We start from the raw sequence: 19,560 nt of genomic DNA on the forward strand, positions 1-19,560 counted from the left end.
TTATTTTACTTGAAAATAATCGAAGAACTGATCGGTATCCTTTATTTCCATTAGACCAAGTATATAACATACCTCGCTTAAATCCGAAAAATCAAGACCACCTTCATCTACGCTTTCATTTAAATATCTACCATCTTTTCCATTATACTGATTGCCAAGTCGTATTGCCGCATTCCAAATGTCAGTCAACTTTTCATCATTGATTTTAGTCTCCCAAACTACCTTACCATCAGATTTTAAACCAGGTGTACCATTGCCAACAGCATTGCCATCAGCAATTTTGTGATAATCCGTAACCGTTTGTGTGTATTTAAGCTTTGTAGGTTCTGTTACAGATTCGTTCCAATCACTATGCTGTACCACATGAATATGTTCTTTTATTTTAATTGACGGATTTTGATTTGATATTTGCTTTACCCAATCTGCCGTGAAATCTGACTGACCTGCTTCGGCTACCCAAACATCGCCACCATTTTTAATAGTCTTTACCACTAATTTTGCAACTCTGGCTACAGATGCTTCCCATTCTTTATCAGCATCTGTCCAATCATTTTTAAATGCCATTTTCATTAATTCGTTTGGCGGAACGTAAAGTCCTTCTTGAATACCATAAGAACCAGCAACAGCATAGTAATTTAAATGCTTATAATCCGGGTGATTTAAAAGAGTAGCCAATCCCGCAGCTGTATGTAAATCATCAATATCCGTCTTGCAATCTAACTGTACCAATAATAAATCTTTAGAGATATCATAATTTGGTTTTTGGGCTGTCAAACAAAAGCTAAATAGTAAAATGCAAGTAATACCTGATATGGCTTTCTTAAAGTCAAATGTGTTTTTCATGTTGTTGAATGCTATTAGTTGATTTTTTTTGTTGTTTCTACTAATGTATCAATATTTATAATAGCATAATTGATGATTTTCTCATAAATCATGAAATAAACAACATCAGACATAATCAATAAAGATGCTCAATTTAGTTTTACAGAGAGTAAATGATTCATTTTGAGCACAAAACTCATAAAGTATTCACAAAAAAAGAATATAAGTGATCAATAACCGCTCATTGTCAACTATTGGCGTCATCTTTGTTCACTAATAAGTATTATAAATTAAATTACATTACAATGAGTAAAGGAACAGTAAAATTTTTCAACGACACAAAAGGTTTCGGTTTTATCACTGAAGAAGGAGTTGAGAAAGATCACTTTGTACACATTTCTGGGTTGATCGACGAAATTCGCGAAGGCGATGAAGTTGAATTTGAACTTAAAGAAGGTAACAAAGGTTTAAACGCAGTGAACGTTAAAGTTATCTAAGACATATATACATTCAAGTTTAAGAAAAAGCCCTCTACTATTAGAGGGCTTTTTTTATTATCGCTCATTTTTGAGTCTATCAAAATCTTTCTCTAATTGAAATAACTTTTCTTCTATGTTAAAATTGGTCTCTGGCAGTCTATGATAGAAAACGTATCGTACACGCCACATTTCCTTAATCTCCTTTAATTGGAGTACTACGTCATCCACATTTTTATGATCCGCCCGTAACACAAAACTATCATTGGTAATAAACAATCTCCTTAAAATGATTTCCTTTTCCGTTACCGTAAAAACCAAGGTGCCATTATTAAGTTTTGAATATACCGTTGGCGGCACACATTCCCCAATAGCAATATCCTTAGGGAACATTCCTAGTTCATTTCTGCTCATTTCTAAATTTTGAACGGTGTATGCCCTAAATTTTTTATCTGGATTTATAGGTAATGATAAAAAAGGGAGGTCTTGTATGTAAGAATCCTTGCTGAAATACTTTATATAATCGGTCTGATTCACAGCTGTAATACAAGGTACTTTAATAAAGAATTCTTGCTCACCAAGGTCTTGCTCAACAGTTAAATTACCTTTGAACTTTAATAAATTATTTACCGTTAATTCGGTTGTTAGCAAGTCATCTATAGGAATGCTAAAATAATTAGCAATTTTTATCAATGTTTCTAGTTTTGGCTCACTTCTCCCTTCTTCATAAGCACCCAAAGTACCTCGTTTTAAGTCGAATAGCTCTGCAAATGCTTGCTGACTAAGACTTTTTAAACTTCTGATTTTCCTAATATTTTTACCGAAATACGACATTTTTTTGCTAATTATATTTGCAAATGATAAATATTTATTTATATTTGTCTAACAAAATTAGCAATAAATATTTGAATTGCTATTATTTTGAGCTATTAATTTTTGTTTAACCAATTTTAAAAACTCAATATCATGTTCGTCGTAGTTATTTACATTTTAGCGCTCCTATTATCAATTTAGGATTACGCACCAATATTATTTTGTATTATTGAATTTAAGAATCCACTTACAAAAACCAACACAAATGAAAAACCACTTTAATATAACCAGAGATTACCTGCTTGAATTGAATTTTAATATTGTAAAGGAGAATAGGGCAGACGGAATTATGGTTGTTGAGAAAGAAGATTCTGGAATAAAAAATTTGATTTTGGGAGTATCGCCTCCAATTTTGATTATGGAACAGTTTATATTCTCCGTTCACAATCAATCTGAAAAAATCTTTAAAAGCTTACTTCAGAAGAATAGAGATATCATTCACGGCGCTTTTGTTTTAGATGAAACTGCAAACCGCGTCATATTCAGGGACACCTTACAAATTGAGAATATGGATTTGAACGAGTTTGAGGCCAGTCTTAATTCATTAAGCTTACTTATGAGTGAATACTCGGACAAAATCATTGAATTTTCTAAATATTAAAACAATAAAATCATGAATATATTTAAAAGACTATTTAAAATAGGAGAGGCTGAAACCAATTCGGCTATTGACAAAATGGAAGATCCCATTAAGATGACGGAGCAAGGCATTAGGGACATGAAATTAGACTTAGAAAAAAGTTTAGAGGCTCTTGCACAAGTAAAAGCACTTGCTATACGTTCTAAGAACGATCAAGACGTTTATAAGAACAAAGCCAAGGAATATCAAGATAAAGCTATTATCATTCTAAAGAAGGCCAACAGCAAAGAATTGGACGCTGCCGAAGCGGACAGACTGGCAAAAGAAGCTCTAATGCAGAAAGAGAACAATGAGAAACAATTAGAAGCTACCAAGGTAGAAACTGAAAAGTTTGAGGCTAATGTAAGTCAAATGCAAGGCAACGTTGAAGCGCTAAAGGCGAATATAAATAATTGGGAAAACGAACTTAAAACGTTAAAAGCGCGTGTTAAAGTGAGTAATGCTACCAAAAATTTAAATAAGCAAATGGCAGAGCTAGACAGTAGTGGTACGGTTTCTATGCTTGAGCGTATGAAAGAAAAAATAGCGCAAGAAGAGGCCTTGGCCGAAGCGTATGGTGATATTGCCAATGCTAGTAAATCTATTGATGAAGAACTAGATAAAGCTGCAGATACCACTGAAGCCGCTGCAGATGACGAACTTCAAAAATTAAAAGAACAATTAGGGTTCACAAAAACCAAAAAATAAGAATTTGAATCAACTAACCGACATATTATTTTCTGAAGTAAACATTACGCTGACCGTACTGTTGATACTTCTAATTGTCTACTGGATCATTACCATGATCGGTGGTCTTGATTATGACCTTGATGTAGATATAGAGGTAGATGCAGATATAGATTTTGATGCCGGTATTGAAGGCGGAAATCTAGATTTTGAGGACATTTCAAATGCAGAGGTCAATAAAGACGATGTAATAGGTAAGAAGCGCAAACCCTTAAAAAAGTGGCAAATTTTTCTCATTTATTTCAACTTTGTTGGTTTACCGTTCATGTTCACCTTTACCTTCTGGATTTTCGTTTGGTGGTTTGCTACTACCATACTTACAACACTTACAGGTACTTATGAAAACTACATTGGTTTTATCATAATGATTGCGGTTCTTATTCCTGCTTTGTTTATCAATAAAATTCTTACCACACCGTTTAAAGGATTTTTTAAGCAATTGAATAAGGATGGTGACGCCCCTGTAGATTTTTTGGGGAGACAAGCAATTATGTTATCCAGTATTAGTGAAGATAAACTGGGTAATGCAGAAGTAAAAGCAGATGGCAACAGTCATTCTATTTACGTAAAATCGTTAGACCGTAAACCTTTGCCCTATGGCAGTTCTGTACTTATTATTAAAAGATCTGCGGATCACACACACTTTTTAGTTCAATCTTATAATCAATAAATCTTAAATCATTTATGGAATCCATCTTTTCAATTATTGGTATAGGTCTAGGAGTTCTTCTTTTCCTTATCATCGTTTATTTTGCAATTATTGCCATGTTCTACAAAAAGGTTCATCAAGGTCAAGCCTTGGTAAGAACTGGTTTTGGTGGTACAAAGGTAGCCACCGATAAAGGTCTTTATGTGGTTCCTTTTTTTCACCGTGTAGAAGTAATGGATATCTCGGTAAAGAAAATTCAAATAGAAAGACTGGCTACAGAAGGTCTTATCTGTAAGGATAATATGCGTGCAGATATTAAAGTGGCGTTCTTTGTTAGGGTAAACAACGAGGTTGACCTTATTAAAAAGGTAGCACAGACTATAGGTGTACAAAGAGCTTCTAGACAAGAGACGCTTGAAGAACTTTTTGAAGCCAAATTCTCGGAAGCTTTAAAGACCGTGGGTAAAAAATTCGATTTTATTCAACTGTATGAAGCCCGTAGGGAGTTTAGAGATGAAATTGTAGATATTATTGGTATTGATCTAAACGGCTATACTTTAGAGGATTGTGCCATTGATTACTTGGAACAAACTGCTGTTGCCCATTTAAAGGCCGATAATATTTTAGATGCTGAAGGTATCAAAAAAATTACCGATCTAACCGCTGCACAAAACATTAAAGCGAATCTTATTAAGCGCGATGAGGAGAAAATTATCCGTAAACAAGATGTTGAAGCTCGTGAGGCTATTCTTGAGCTGGACAAGCAATTAGCGGAAAAAGAGGAGCAACAAAAAAGAGAAATCTCTAACATAAAGTCTCGCGAAGAAGCAGAAACTTTAAAAGTAGCCGAAGAAGAGCGTTTAAAGTCTGAAACCGCACGTATTGCAACACAAGAAAAGGTAAAGGTTGCCGAAGAGAATATGGAGCGACAAATTATTGTAGCGTTGAAAAATAAACAACGTACAGATGCTGTTGAAACCGAAAGAGTTGAAAAAGACCGTTTATTAGAGGCTACGGAAAGAGAGCGAGTTGTTACCCTGGCTCAAATAGAGAAAGAGAAAGTAGTAGAAGTTGAGAAAAAGAATATTCAAGATGTTATTCGTGATCGTGTTACCCTAGAAAAAGGAGTAGTGGAAGAGCAGGAGAACATGAAAGACATTGAAGCTTTCAAGACTGCAGATCGTGAAAAACAAGTTAAGATCACCATTGCTGAAGCTAATGCACAAGAAGATTTGATCAAAACGATCAAAGCGGCCGAGGCTCAAAAAGAAGCAGCTAAGCAAAAAGCGGAGGAAATCAATATTGAAGCCCTAGCACATAAAGAAGCTAGTGAGAAAGAAGCAGAAGCACGTAAGATTTTGGCTGAAGCACAAGCTAAAGAGGAAGCTACCGTTGGTATGTCTGAAGCACAAGTAATGCATGCCAAAGCAGATGCCTATGAGCGTGAAGGTGTTGTTCAGGCGCTTATCATTGAGAAAAAAGCAAAAGCAGAGGCTGCAGGTATTGAAGCTAAAGCGGAAGCAAAACGCAAAGATGGTTTAGCGGAAGCAGATGTAATTAAAGAGAAAGCGTTAGCAGATGCTGCTGGTATAGAAGAAAAAGCGAATGCCATGAAGAAATTAGATGGTGTTGGTAAAGAGCATGAAGAGTTCAAGCTGCGTTTAGACAAAGAACTACAAATTGACCTGGCTCAAATTAATATCCAGAAAGATATTGCCGATGCTCAAGCACAAGTTATTGGAGATGCATTGAAAGCTGCCAAAATTGATATTGTTGGTGGTGAAACAATGTTCTTTGACCAGATTATCGGGCAAATTACTAAAGGTAAAGGTTATGACAGGCTCGTAGCTAATAGTACCAATATACAAGATGTAAAAGATGCTATTTTAGGTAGTGATGACGTAAAGGGCAACCTATTGGAAAAGGTGAAAGAATTCGCTGATAAATATGGCATTTCTTCAGATGATCTTAAGAATTTAACCATTGCAAATTTATTGATGGACCTAAAATCCAAATCCAGCGATAATGATGAACAAACCTTGTTCAGCAATTTATTCAACCTTGCCAAAGGTTTAGGAATGAGTGATAAGAAATTGCGTTAACACCAAAGCTTATTACTTCAACTAAATTAATAATGTAATTTAAAAGCCTAAGAATTTTTATGGCAGAGCATACCCAAACAGACACTACGGAAGAGCATGTATTGGACGGTGGCACATATGATGTTATCAAAAATAGATTACAGAAGCAAAAAGAGCTGTTACAGAACAAGTTAGTTGACCTTAACAATGACAGAAAAACAGTTTTTGGTTCCTTAGAGACCAAGCTTATTGCTAATGACCGCATCAATACGGAGAACAACTGTATTGCACGGGATATTGTTTCTTTTGGCAATACGTGTCTGTTTGGTTATAATGTTCATTTTGGACTAAGGACGGACATCAACATTAAAGATGTTTTTAGTTGTTATCACTTTGAGGATAATAGCTTTAAGGCAATAGACCTTGGTCTTTTAGAGGATGATACTTTTAAAACAGATTTCACCAATCTGTATAAGTATTACAGAAATACTATTTTCTCCAATTTTGCCATCATTGGTAATTATCTACATATGGTCTTTCGTTTAAGCGATAGCCCTACAGATATAAAAACCTTTAAATGGTTATTGGTCAACAACACCTTAAAATATGTTGACAACAGAAGTGAACATGAATATAAATTTCCTGTTCAGCAAGAATTTAAGTGGCAAGAGGCAAGTAGAGACATGCACCGCTATGGTGTGCACTCACATGTTTCCATTAAAGATCGTGTATTTGTTGAAACCATTGGTGGTGACCTAACCATAAAAATTGAAGATAATACCGAAGAAGGCAAAGGTATTTTTGATGAACCTGTTGAGTATGTAGACCAGACTTTAGATGATGGTCAGTATCGTTTTGGAGATTTAGGAAACTTGTTGGTTCTAGAAATAAAACCATTTCAAGAGTCGCCTCGTTATTTTGTTTTTAACGATAAAATGAAAGAAGTACAGAAAATTGAATCTGTAAAAGATGCCTGTATTCTTCTTCCCGATGATCAAGGAATCATTTTCCCAACCGGGTATTATTTACAAACCGGAGAATATCACATTTTTGACAATGCAATACCAAATGTAAAATTTCAACAACGCATTGTATCACCTAACGGTGAGGATTTTCTATACGTGTTTTATGCAGCTAATGAAGGACTTTATAATCTTATGTCCTTCAACATCATTAGTCAAGTTATTAAAACACCAATAATTTGTAACGGATTTACCATTTTAGAAAATGGTGAACTATGCTATTTTAAGACAGAGCAGGAGCAAACAAAGCATCACGTGGTACAAATATGGCAAACTCCTTATTTGAAAGGTGATTATATGCCATCGCAACATGAAGATACTTTGTTGTACAAAATTGGCAATAAGGACATTGTGCGGGCAATGGCTGAAGTAAACAGCTTAATTACCTTGTTGAACAAAAATGACAACTATGCGGGTCTTTACAGTGATATCGCCAAGTTTTCAAAAGATATAATAGATGCATATTACTGGTTGCCAGAACCGGAAACGCATCAGCTTAATGTTCCTATAGAGGAAATCAATAAAGCGTCCAATGCCGCTATAGATGAATTTGAGAAGGTTGTACAGCTTCGTAAAAATGCTCAAAATCAATCTAAGGAAATTCAAAAAAACTCATCGGAACTATTCAATAAAATTAAAAGCACATCTTTTAAAAGTATTGATGAATTCGTAGCACTTTTAACACGTTTACGATCCACTAGGGGTGAGGTCATTTCGCTAAAAGAGGTTAGATATATTGACCTGGAATTTCTTAAATCATTAGAAGAGGAAATTGAAGCTCAAACTAAAAAAATATCTGAGCGCTGCGTACAGTTTTTATTGAATCCGAATGCCTTACAACCTTACCATAAAGCTTTAGAAGAAAAAAAGAGTTTCATAGATACCGTTGAAAAGGTAATAGAAGCCAAGAAAAAGGAAGAGGAAATCAATGAAATCAGTACCGATCTTGAAATGTTGATTGATATTGTTTCAAATTTAGAGATAGAGGATACTGCACATTCCACTAAAATAATAGATGATATATCGTTGATTTTTTCCACGATAAATGAGTTAAAGGCGGCTTTAAAGAACAAAAGAAATTCTTTGGGCATATCTGAAGCAAAGGCAGAATTTGCCGCTCAATTAAAGTTGATTGATCAAAGTATCATCAATTATATTGACATGGCAACCACTCCTGAGAAGTGCGATGAATATCAAACCAAAACATCTATTCAACTCGAGGAGCTTGAGGGCAAATTCACGGATTTTGAGGAATTTATTGAAATCATCATTGAAAAAAGAGAAGAGGTGTACGCCGCTTTTGATGCCCGAAAAAATTCCTTAATTGAAAAACGAAATAAGAAGTCAAGCGCATTGACCAATGCTTCTAAACGTATTTTAAAAGGAGTACAAAAGAAGGCACAAAGTTTTAATACCGCGGTTGAAATCAATGGGTATTTTGCATCGGACCTAATGATCAATAAGCTTCGCGACATCATTACCCAACTGCAAGAGTTAGATGATAGTGGCAAAGCTGAAGAGATAGAGACCCAACTTAAAACTGCCCGAGAAGATGCACTTAGAAAGTTAAAGGATAAACTTGACCTTTATGAAGATGGCGACAGTGTCATTAGGTTAGGAAAGCACAAATTTGGTGTTAACAAGCAACAATTGGATTTAACCATTGTTTTTCATGACAATGAACTAAATTATCATTTAACGGGGACCGATTTCTACAAACAATTGGATAATGAGGAGTTTGTAAATAACAGGCATTTATGGAACCAAGAGTACGTATCTGAAACTGATGAAATCTATAGAGGTGCCTACTTAGCCTATAAATTATTTTCCAATTTTAGCGAAGATGAATTACTATCGCTAAATGATGAAGAATTATTGAAGGTTGTTCAAGAACAGAGTCGAAATGACTATTCTGAAGGTTATGTAAAAGGTGTTCATGATGTAGATGCATCAAGATTATTAAAGTTATTGGTTCACAAACATCATGAATTAGGTTTGCTTACTTACCGACCAGAAATAAGAGGATATGCTCAATTTTTCTGGAATAGTTTAAATGAAGAGGTGAAAAATGAGTTGGATAAAAGTCTAAAAACAGCAGGTGAGGTTCTACAGTACTTTCCAACATCTAACGAATATGCTTCTGTCGTTGAAAAAATACAGGGTCTGGTAGCTCAATTTGGAGAAAATACCGCCCTATATGACTCATTGCTGAGTGAAGATATTGCTTCCTATATATTTGAAGAACTTAAATCTGATTCTGAGTTTGTTTACAGCAGTGTGGCAATACAATTGAAAGAAGACTTTATAAAATTCCTAAAATCACAACAGGCAGATTTAAAATTTAAAAAGAGCATTGAAGATACGGTTAGTTTAGAGGACAAAGTTCGTTTAGCTAAACAATGGGTGGCCGCATTTTTAAAAACCAAAGTAAAAGAAAGCCAAGGAATAGACCTTAAAAGATATACGCATGAAATTGTTGGGGCTTTATTGTTCAGAGATGAATCTGCCTCAAAAATTAAATCCGTTTCACCTAACGAAACCATTAAAGAATTAAGAGGCTCTCATACCACCATAAACAATGGTACGTATATCTTTAATTACCATGATTTTATTTCTAGAATGAGATTGTTCGTAACTAGTGAGGTTCCTGCATTTCAAAAATTTAAAAAGACCAAACTAGATATAACGGAGCAACTTAAAAATGATTTAAAACTAGAAGAGTTTAAACCTAGGGTGCTTACTTCTTTTGTGCGTAATAAGTTGATCGACCAAGTGTATTTCCCCATTTTCGGTAATAACCTAGCAAAACAACTAGGTACGGTTGGAGCCAATAAACGTACCGATAGAATGGGAATGTTGCTTTTAATATCTCCACCTGGTTACGGAAAAACCACGTTAATGGAATATATAGCCAACAGATTGGGCTTAATATTCGTAAAAATTAACGGTCCGGCAATTGGTCATGAAGTCACCAATGTAGACCCCGCATCCGCAAATAATAGTGCGGCAAGGGAAGAACTAAAAAAGCTGAACTTGGCTTTTGAAATGGGAAACAATGTTATGTTATATTTAGATGACATTCAACACTGTAACCCAGAATTTCTTCAGAAATTTATTTCTTTATCAGATGGTACCCGTAAAATAGAAGGGGTTTATGACAATGAACCTAAAACCTATGATTTAAGGGGCAAAAAGTTCTGTGTGATTATGGCGGGTAACCCTTATACGGAAAGTGGAGAGAAATTTAAGATTCCAGATATGTTGGCTAACCGTGCAGATATCTATAACCTTGGTGATATTATTGGAGAAACTGAACATCTGTTCAGATTGAGCTTAATTGAAAACTCGCTCACTGCAAACCCCATTTTACAACAATTGGCAAGCAAGGAGTTTGAAGATGTCTATACCTTGGTCAACCAAATAGAATCTAAAACGGAAGAAGGTCAGTTATTAGGAAACCATTCCAGTCAAGAGGTTGAGGAATATAAAAAAGTATTGGAAAAGGTTCTTAAGGTTAGAGATGTGCTCTTAAAAGTAAATGCCACCTATATTAAAAGCGCGGCTATGCAAGATGAATACCGAACCGAGCCTGCTTTTAAATTACAAGGTTCGTATAGGGATATGAACAAACTTGTGGCCCAAATTGTTCCAATAATGAACGATAAAGAGTTAAACACCTTATTACGATCTCATTATGAAAACGAAGCACAGACACTTACCGGGTCGGCAGAAGCTAATTTGTTAAAGTACAACGAATTAATCGGACAACTTTCTACAGATGAAAATGAAAGATGGTCTGCCATAAAAGAGCAGTTTGTAAAGAATAATAAGATCAAAGGTTTTGGCAATGCCAATGAAATGGCACAGGTTTTATCGCAAATGATGGAGTTTTCAGAAAATCTTGCCGGTATTAAATCGGTGTTGCAAAACGGACTTAAAAAAGATTAGTTGAATTAAAACACTTCTATTTTTCGTTATTTCAAGATCTTATAGGTGTTCACATAAAAATAAGACGTAGTTTCGCAGCCGCAAAAAAGCTATGTTATGAAACGTATCAACGAATACAAAAAACTTTTTGGGGTAGAGAAGGAAATTGAACTTAAAGCCTTAAAAACCAAGTACAGAAACTTGGTTAAAGAATGGCATCCAGATAAATTTCAAGAGGGTGATGAAAAGAGGGAAGAGGCAGAAGTGCAAAGTCGTAGAATTATTGACGGCTACCATTTTCTAGTAAGTATTGCTCCAGAAACCAAAGAAGCCAATAAAGAAGCTTACGAAGAAAGTATTACTTCTGGCATTGCAGATTTTCAACATAACGGTCTTGTTTTAGAAGTTACTTTTGTTGATGGTGCTACTTACGAATATTTTGGAGTTACAAAACCTATCTTCCAAAAGATGATCAATGCCAACAAATTAAACAGATTTGCCAAAAGAAGTATTTTTCCAAATTACTTATACAGAAAATCTAAACGAGATCTTCAAGAAGCATAATATCATATTTTTAAAGGGTTATAACGCATGAAAAATCAAAAGGATATTTTATCAAAATTGAATATCAATGCGCTAAACCCTATGCAAGAATTGGCGTTAGAAACCATTTCTTCGTCAGACAACACCATATTACTTTCACCCACGGGTACTGGTAAAACCTTGGCGTTTCTATTACCGGTCCTAGACCTTTTGGATCCAAACAATCCTGAAGTGCAAGTGCTCATTTTAGTGCCCTCTCGTGAGCTGGCCATACAAATAGAGCAAGTGCTGCGTGGTATGGGTACCGGTTTTAAGGTAAATGCCATTTATGGCGGTAGGGCAATGTCCAAGGACAAGATTGAACTAAAACATACACCTGCCATTTTAATTGGCACACCTGGTAGAATTTTAGATCATTTTATGGCAGATCGTTTCACCAAAGACCATATTAAAACGCTTGTACTTGATGAGTTTGATAAATCGCTCGAAGTTGGTTTTGAAGAGCAAATGACAGAAATTTTGCTAGAATTGCCAAACCTTAAAAAGCGCATTCTTACCTCTGCGACCGAGGGCGTTAAAATCCCAAAATTTGTGGGTATGGAAAACCCAAGAAGAATTAATTTTCTAAAAAAAGAAATTCCATCACAGTTAACCATTTGTACTGTTGCTTCCAAAGAAAAAGACAAACTAAACACTTTGGTTCAGTTACTTGAATTTATTGGAGAAGAACCTGGCATTATTTTCTGTAATTACAAGGACAGTATTGAAAGTGTAAGCGTTTTTTTAAGCGAACAAGGTATTTTGCACGAATGCTTTTCTGGTGGTATGGAACAACGTGATCGCGAACGTGCGCTTATTAAATTCAGAAATGGCAGTAGCAGAATTCTAGTGGCAACTGATCTTGCCGCTAGGGGCATTGACATTACCGAACTAAAATTCATTGTTCATTACGAATTACCGCATCGTATAGAAGAGTTTACCCACCGTAATGGTAGAACTGCGCGTGTAAATGAATTGGGAACAGCCTATGTTTTAAAATGGGATAAGGAAAAATTACCCGAGTTTATTGAAGCATCGACCCCAATTAAAATCAATCCCTCAAAAAAATTAGGTGATCCGTTTTGGGAAACCTTATTTATTTCTGGCGGAAGAAAAGATAAAATATCCAAAGGTGATATTGCGGGACTTTTCTTTAAGCAAGGCGACTTAAATAGAGACCAATTGGGAGATATAGAACTTAAGCAAGATTGCGCTTTTGTTGCCGTACCTAAAAGTCTATCAAAAGAACTTGCGAATAAATTGAACAACACCCGATTAAAAAAGAAGAAAGTACGCATTACCGTACTTTGAGCATTGTTAGTATTTTTGCCCTTATTAAGGTAGTATCATGAAGGAAGAACAGCAGTATAAAGAAACAGAAATCGACTTAAAAGAGATTGAAAGTTGTATTGATATTTTAAATCGTTTGGTTAACGACACCAACCAGATTTTTGAAATTCCTGAAGATAGACGTATTGCCTTAATTAAAGCTGCCGGTCAATTATCTCGCCCTAGCAAACAAGAATTTGCTAAACGGGTAAAGGACGCCAAACGAAATGAAAAAAGAAAGCAGGCTGTTCGTGACAAACATGCCCGTAAAGAAACCGGAATTCGTAGTGCGCGTGAAGCCCATGTCTTTGTTGCGCCAAAATTACTACCTGCAGCCGAATTGGCCAGTAAAGATTTGCCGGAGCTTACTACCCCTCGAAACTGTTATGTGTGTAAGGCCGAGTTTACAAAGCTTCACCATTTTTATGATACCATGTGTACAGATTGTGGCGATTTCAACTATGCCAAAAGATTTCAGACTGCAAATGTTAAAGGTCAGGTAGCGGTGATTACCGGTTCACGTTTAAAAATTGGTTATCATATTACTTTAATGTTACTTCGTGGGGGCGCAACGGTCATTGCTACCACGCGTTTTCCTGTAGATTCTGCATTACGTTTTTCCAAAGAGGAAGATTTTATGGAGTGGGGGCACCGACTTAAAATTCATGGTCTAGACTTGCGCCATATACCCAGTGTAGAGATCTTCTGTAATTTTGTGGAACAGCAATATGACAAACTGGATATCTTGATCAATAATGCTGCGCAAACAGTGCGTAGACCAGCAGGATTCTACCATCACTTAATGGAGAACGAAGAGCGTGAATTCTCGTCGTTACCAAAATTTGCCCAAATGGTTTTAAGCGACCATGAAAGCTGTTTGGAAGAGCTTAAAACATTCAGCTCAAAAGCATCACCAAATCAAAACATGCCGGTTACATGGCACGGACCAGAACCCGGTATTGGTTTAAGAGCCTCTGCTCAACTATCACAAATACCGTATAGTTTTGACAATGCATTGGTTGCCCAAGAGGTTTTTCCAACTGGCGAATTAGATGCCGATCTTCAACAAGTAGATTTACGTAAAACCAACAGTTGGCGACTAAAATTAGGAGAGATAGAAACTACTGAAATGATCGAGGTTCAATTGGTCAACTCCGTTGCACCTTTTGTACTGTGCAATCGTTTGGCTGAAATGATGAAAAAAGAAAATACCGGTCAAAAACATATTATCAACGTTACGGCCATGGAAGGTAAATTCCACCGTTTCTTTAAGGAATCGCGCCATCCGCATACCAATATGGCGAAGGCAGCACTGAATATGTTAACGCATACCGCAGCTGGCGAACTTGCAAAAGATGGTATTTTTATGAACGCTGTGGATACCGGCTGGGTTACCGATGAGGATCCAGCGGAATTAGCGAAAAAGAAACAAGAAGTACACGATTTTCAGCCTCCGCTAGATATTGTTGATGGTGCAGCCAGAGTTATGGATCCATTATTTGACGGGATAAATACAGGTAAACATTGGTGTGGTAAATTTTTAAAGGATTACTTCCCAATTGATTGGTAGACAACTACTTTTATCTTTTTGAAAAACATGTCTTTAAATGAGTAAAAGAAATAACAGCTACCTTTATTTAGTTATTATTTTATATTCCATTATGGGTAACAGTCAAGACAACTTGTCAAAGATCAAAAATGAAATACTAAACTCAGATTTTAATGTTCCTTATAGCTGTAAAATAGAACTTAGTGAATTGATTAAGCCTACTGTGGGTGTAAAAACAATAGTTAAAGATGATAAGGATATTAATATAGGTTCATCAAAAATTGGAGGTAAACCAGATTTACCCATTAACTTCAATTGGCCCAAAATGGACAATGAGTTTCTTACTTTTTGTGCTCAATACAACTTAGAGGAAATCAATATTTATGATGTCTCTAACGAATTACCAGATAGCGGAATAATTTATGTTTTTATTTATATTGATAAAGAATGGCCAGGTTTCCTAAACAAGAAAAATTCTTATAAAGTTATTTTTCAAGAAAACACAGACGAATTAATTAGAACAGAATTTCCCTTGAATTACTTCAGTGAAGGAATTTTTGAACCCTCCAAGATTGAATATTTTGAATCGTATACCTTGCCTGATGATGAGAGTATTATCTTGAAAAATTTTCAAGATAGTTATGAAGGTTTTCATGATTTCTATCATTCTACCTACGAATATATACAACATTTAACTGAGTTAGATATAGATAGTTTTCATCAAGTATTAGGTTATGATCGTTCAATTCAATCTAGTGTAACATATAGTTTTGCAGAAATTGAATTAGAAATTACTACACAAGATGAATGGAATACTAAAAAGTCTAAAATTTTAGAGTTATCTAAAAAATACCAATTACTTCTACAACTTGAAACTGATGGCAATAACTTAGATAAGTTTGGTGGCAGTTCTACTATTTACTTCGGAATTGACCCTAAAGATCTAAAAATGAAAAATTTCGATAACGTTATTATGGCTTTTCAGGGTACTTAATATCCAAATTTGGATAAAACAGTACATTAGCATTGATAGGAATTTATGGTTCAGGTCTTTTTTTTACATACTTTTTCTTAATATTATTGAGACTTCCGTAATTTTTATAGCTTTTATTGCTTCATTCTGAATAGATCAAAAACTTTTAATAAAAAGTTAAAAATCATACGGTTCTAATTTACTAGTCTGAATCTATTTTCGTTTTTTTGCGGCATGATTAGGCTAACTATCAACCCATTACTATTATTTATTGTATGCTGTTGTTTCAGTATTACAAATTTGTTGAATGCCCAAGAGGTCAAAAATTACAACGGACCGTTACAAATTGGCAAATACAACGGTAAGGCAACCTACACGTATAAAATTGTTGATAACGACACAGTACTGGAAGGCGACTTTTTAGTGTTACGCTCCAATCTTCAAGAGCTTTTACAAAAACAAGATTACTCTTTTCAATTTAAAGGTAGCTTTGTGGATGGTACGGCCAATGGTCCATGGAAATTTCAATTTGGAGAATTCAACTCCAAAAGCCAGTCTGAAGTTATTGATTATCAATACCGTGTGTTGGTAAGCGGTGTTCAAAAAACTTCTACGGGAAAAATAAAGATGGGCAAACCAAATGGTGAGTGGACCATTTTAGAAGAGCAGATCGAAGATTCCGAAATTTCAGAAACCTTATTTAAAAGTGTCATTACTTTTGATGACGGGGTGCCCCAGCAAAATTTCAGTATCAATAATGAGGATTACACCTTAGTTGGTAGGTTTTTAAGGGATGGTGTGGCACATGATGAGTGGTCTTTATTTCCCACTAACGGAATTGACCAATCTGAAAGCTGGTTTTTTAAAGATGGTCTGTTACAGTCTATACGTGTAGATGATGATAATGAACATAAGACCATAACCGCATTTAAAGATTATTCTGGCGAAACGAAAACTATAAATTTAGATGCGTCCTATATTGCTGCACTTGATATTCAGTTTTCTCAAGAAGATGTCAATACACTTCATCAAAATAATCTACCTAAGTTATTAAAACAAAATGCTTTGCGCTATCAAGAAATAGACGATATTTTATCAGCGTTGGGTAAATCTGATTTTCTTCCGGAGTTTAAGGTAAAGGTGCCTTATTACCCATTAGATTCATTAGAAAGAGATGATATTGATAGTACGGTGGCATATTATAAAAAAGCGAGGGAATTAAGTGAATCCATCCTACATAACTCACAATTGAATATTTTAAAGCTGTCAGATGAAACTACAGCATATCAATACAACACGGTACTTCAAATAAAGAAGGATTTTTTAACGCCTATTCAAGAAATGGTACGCTATGATTCTTTATCCATTTTAGAATATACTTCACGTAAAGAGCTGTTGGATCACGTATTTGCAGAGGATTTACCCAAACCTAATATGACCATTGCCATTGAGATGGATAGTATCACCTCTACAAGAGAGTATACAATACCTACTTCAACTGTACCTTCCTCTGATGTTACTAGTACTTCTTATATTAAAACCATTGCCAAAATGGGATATGATGGTATACAGGCCATTGCAAACGAAGTAAAAGAAACCCTTGCTCAAGAAAAAAGACAGAATGAACTGGCTAATCTTGAAGAGGAAATTATTGTTCAAAACGATTCTTTAGTGATGTTCATTGATTCTATGGGAACCAGCCTTCCTGTAAACTATTTAGCCGCCTTACGTCAATTAAAGTCTTTTGCGAGCGCTACGCTGAACGATTATTCTAAAGTAAAATCTGCCCAAAACAGATTAACCGCGGCTAGAAGTACGCTTACCTGTTTAAAGAATTTAAATGAATTATCCGTTACGGTCTCCAAAATGCCCACATTTAAAAGTACCATACAAGATTCATATACCGATCGTATTTGGAATCCGTTTATGGCAACCTTAATGGATGAAGACATTAAAAAGAGAATAACATCTGCTTATACTAAAATTCTGGAACCCTATTTCTTAAAGCAAATAGAACAATCGCTCACATGTGAAAACACCTTCAATTTAAATGAGCATATTAACGCCACTTACCATACGGTAATAATGCTAAAGGATAAGGATACCAAAAAGCTGGAACGTAAACTGAAAAAAGAAAAGGACCCTTCAGTAATTTTAGAAATGTTGAATGTACAAAACACAAAGCAATAGTCTATGAAATCGTTTGGTACATACATAATAAAAGGGTTGTTTTTGTTTTGCTTTCTAACAGCATTCCATGTTATTTCACAAGAAGAGGAGCCAGAGGTTTTACCCGAGTATTCTAAGTATAAGGACCTCACTACTAAAACCTGGATCAATACATACGGAAACATACGTATTGGCAAACGCTTGTTTTGGGATGCCCAAACACACTTAAGACTTGAAGAAACAGAAGCTACACCTTTTGTAGGTCAGGTAGCCCAAGTCTATAACAGACATGCTATAGGGTATATACATTCTAAATATTTCAATGTACGTTTAGGTGGTGTGCTCCGATTGAATTTTAATACCGATGAATCTTCAACTGATCGTAATTTAGTGCCCGAATGGCGTATTTGGCATCAGTATCAATTTGCACAGGCTTTGGAAAGTATGATGATTTATCACCGTATTCGTATAGAGCATAGATGGACCCAAGGTTTTGCCGAGAATAGCGAGTATATTTTTAGAAATAGATGGCGTTACATGTTCAGAATGAAAATTCCATTGAACAATCATAAGTTGAAACCAAAAACATTGTACGTAGCTCCAGAGGCAGAATTGATCATGCAAAGTGGAAAAGCGGTAGTAGCGAGCCCTATGGAAGATTTACGACTTACAACTACCTTAGGATATATACTAACACCTAGGTTGACCGTGGCTGCGGGTGCCATGTATTCCCAAGGTCAAGATTTAGCCAATGGTGGATTTTTTAAACATAGTTGGGCCATGCGCTTTCATGTATACTTCTCTCCAGATTTTAGAAAGGTTAAGAACAAACTTCCAGAAATTCATTTAACGGACTAGATAGGTACCGCAATTAAAAGAGTATGAAGAAAAAGGATATTACACTTTACGGCTTACTTGCCATACTTACTGTATTGGTAATTTATTTTGGCATTAAATCTAATTCGCTTCAAAATGAAATCGGTGAGAGTAGCAAGGCAAAAGAAGAACTAGATGTATTGGTTACTGGTAATAAAGAGTTAATGGCCATTGATTCCGTACTCATTGAAGGTGATTATAATAAGGCCATTGCATCATACAATTCTACCCTAGAAAATCATGAAGAACTTAATTCTGTTATTCCTTTAAGAATTGCACTTGCAGAAAAACTTATGCAGAATGACAGCAAAGCAAAACTTGAAATAACCGAAACTGACCTTTTAAAAGATTCCGTTGCCGTCAACCCAATTAGTCAAACGGAAATTAGAAGTATTGACTCCTTAAGTTTTGCACTGGAAAAAGCACGTGTACAATTGAACAATATGCGTAAGCAATTGAACAATAAATCCTTTGGTGAATATCTTAGTTTTAGCACAAAGAAGGGAACTGCATTGCATTATGTAGGTCAAGTAAAAAACAACAAGGCCAATGGCTCAGGTATTGCCCTTTTGGAAACGGGCAGTAGGTATGAAGGGCAATGGAAAGACAATGCTCGTGAAGGATACGGTACATTTTACTGGCCAGATGGCGAATATTACATTGGCAGCTATGAAAATGATATGCGTAGTGGAGAAGGTACCTACTTTTGGCCCAATGGAGATAAATACAAAGGTCAATGGAAAGATGACAAACGAAACGGAAAAGGAATTTTTCATTCAAAAGAAGGCTCCGTTATCAGTGGTATCTGGGAAAATGATAAACTTAAAGATTCTGGCAAAAAAGAAAAGAAACAATAAGTTTCTGAT

At 35.4% G+C, this 19,560-nt stretch carries 15 protein-coding genes; 13 read left to right on the top strand and 2 right to left on the bottom strand.

Annotated elements, in window-relative coordinates; genetic code table 11:
* A complete protein-coding gene (locus CSC80_RS14705; RefSeq protein WP_099192819.1) occupies positions 1 to 843 on the bottom strand; it encodes a hypothetical protein in 843 nt (280 codons plus the stop codon).
* A 284-nt stretch (positions 844 to 1,127) separates the two neighbouring features.
* Here CSC80_RS14705 and CSC80_RS14710 point away from each other — a divergent pair, with 284 nt between their 5' ends.
* Positions 1,128 to 1,319, top strand: coding sequence for a cold-shock protein (locus CSC80_RS14710; RefSeq protein WP_027067037.1), 192 nt, complete (start codon positions 1,128 to 1,130; stop codon positions 1,317 to 1,319).
* Between the two features lie 57 nt (positions 1,320 to 1,376).
* Here CSC80_RS14710 and CSC80_RS14715 read toward each other — a convergent pair whose 3' ends face one another.
* Positions 1,377 to 2,132: a helix-turn-helix transcriptional regulator gene (locus tag CSC80_RS14715; protein WP_099192822.1), complete on the bottom strand. Its 756-nt coding sequence runs from the start codon at positions 2,130 to 2,132 to the stop codon at positions 1,377 to 1,379.
* A gap of 244 nt (positions 2,133 to 2,376) precedes the next feature.
* On the opposite strand from CSC80_RS14715, the gene CSC80_RS14720 reads away from it, so the two are divergent.
* From CSC80_RS14720 to CSC80_RS14775, 12 genes are all read left to right on the top strand, one after another.
* On the top strand, positions 2,377 to 2,772 hold the full coding sequence (locus tag CSC80_RS14720; RefSeq protein ID WP_058102732.1) for a molecular chaperone Tir: 396 nt from the start codon (positions 2,377 to 2,379) through the stop codon (positions 2,770 to 2,772).
* A gap of 12 nt (positions 2,773 to 2,784) precedes the next feature.
* A complete protein-coding gene (locus CSC80_RS14725) occupies positions 2,785 to 3,498 on the top strand; it encodes a PspA/IM30 family protein (protein ID WP_074674794.1) in 714 nt (237 codons plus the stop codon).
* A gap of 4 nt (positions 3,499 to 3,502) precedes the next feature.
* Positions 3,503 to 4,207 (top strand): OB-fold-containig protein, encoded by a 705-nt coding sequence (locus CSC80_RS14730; RefSeq protein ID WP_074673844.1) that lies wholly within the window; start codon positions 3,503 to 3,505, stop codon positions 4,205 to 4,207.
* Between the two features lie 14 nt (positions 4,208 to 4,221).
* Positions 4,222 to 6,288 carry an SPFH domain-containing protein gene (locus CSC80_RS14735; protein ID WP_099192824.1) on the top strand — a complete coding sequence of 689 codons (2,067 nt, stop codon included), beginning with the start codon at positions 4,222 to 4,224 and terminating at the stop codon, positions 6,286 to 6,288.
* A 59-nt stretch (positions 6,289 to 6,347) separates the two neighbouring features.
* On the top strand, positions 6,348 to 11,237 hold the full coding sequence (locus CSC80_RS14740; protein ID WP_099192826.1) for a DNA repair ATPase: 4,890 nt from the start codon (positions 6,348 to 6,350) through the stop codon (positions 11,235 to 11,237).
* 96 nt (positions 11,238 to 11,333) lie between these two features.
* Positions 11,334 to 11,780 (top strand): KTSC domain-containing protein, encoded by a 447-nt coding sequence (locus CSC80_RS14745; protein ID WP_058102736.1) that lies wholly within the window; start codon positions 11,334 to 11,336, stop codon positions 11,778 to 11,780.
* A gap of 27 nt (positions 11,781 to 11,807) precedes the next feature.
* Positions 11,808 to 13,109 (top strand): DEAD/DEAH box helicase, encoded by a 1,302-nt coding sequence (locus CSC80_RS14750; RefSeq protein WP_099192827.1) that lies wholly within the window; start codon positions 11,808 to 11,810, stop codon positions 13,107 to 13,109.
* A gap of 37 nt (positions 13,110 to 13,146) precedes the next feature.
* Positions 13,147 to 14,697, top strand: a complete 1,551-nt coding sequence (locus tag CSC80_RS14755; protein WP_099192829.1) for an SDR family oxidoreductase — start codon at positions 13,147 to 13,149, stop codon at positions 14,695 to 14,697.
* A 37-nt stretch (positions 14,698 to 14,734) separates the two neighbouring features.
* Positions 14,735 to 15,670, top strand: coding sequence for a YwqG family protein (locus CSC80_RS14760; protein ID WP_099192830.1), 936 nt, complete (start codon positions 14,735 to 14,737; stop codon positions 15,668 to 15,670).
* A 282-nt stretch (positions 15,671 to 15,952) separates the two neighbouring features.
* Complete coding sequence (locus CSC80_RS14765) at positions 15,953 to 17,839, top strand: hypothetical protein (protein ID WP_143751760.1); 1,887 nt, start codon at positions 15,953 to 15,955, stop codon at positions 17,837 to 17,839.
* A 3-nt stretch (positions 17,840 to 17,842) separates the two neighbouring features.
* Positions 17,843 to 18,676, top strand: coding sequence for a DUF2490 domain-containing protein (locus CSC80_RS14770; protein ID WP_099192834.1), 834 nt, complete (start codon positions 17,843 to 17,845; stop codon positions 18,674 to 18,676).
* Positions 18,677 to 18,699: 23 nt separating this feature from the next.
* Positions 18,700 to 19,551, top strand: a complete 852-nt coding sequence (locus CSC80_RS14775) for a hypothetical protein (protein WP_099192836.1) — start codon at positions 18,700 to 18,702, stop codon at positions 19,549 to 19,551.
* Positions 19,552 to 19,560: the final 9 nt, after the last annotated feature.

It is taken from the genome of Maribacter sp. 6B07, from assembly GCF_002700155.1.
Lineage (GTDB): Bacteria > Bacteroidota > Bacteroidia > Flavobacteriales > Flavobacteriaceae > Maribacter > Maribacter dokdonensis.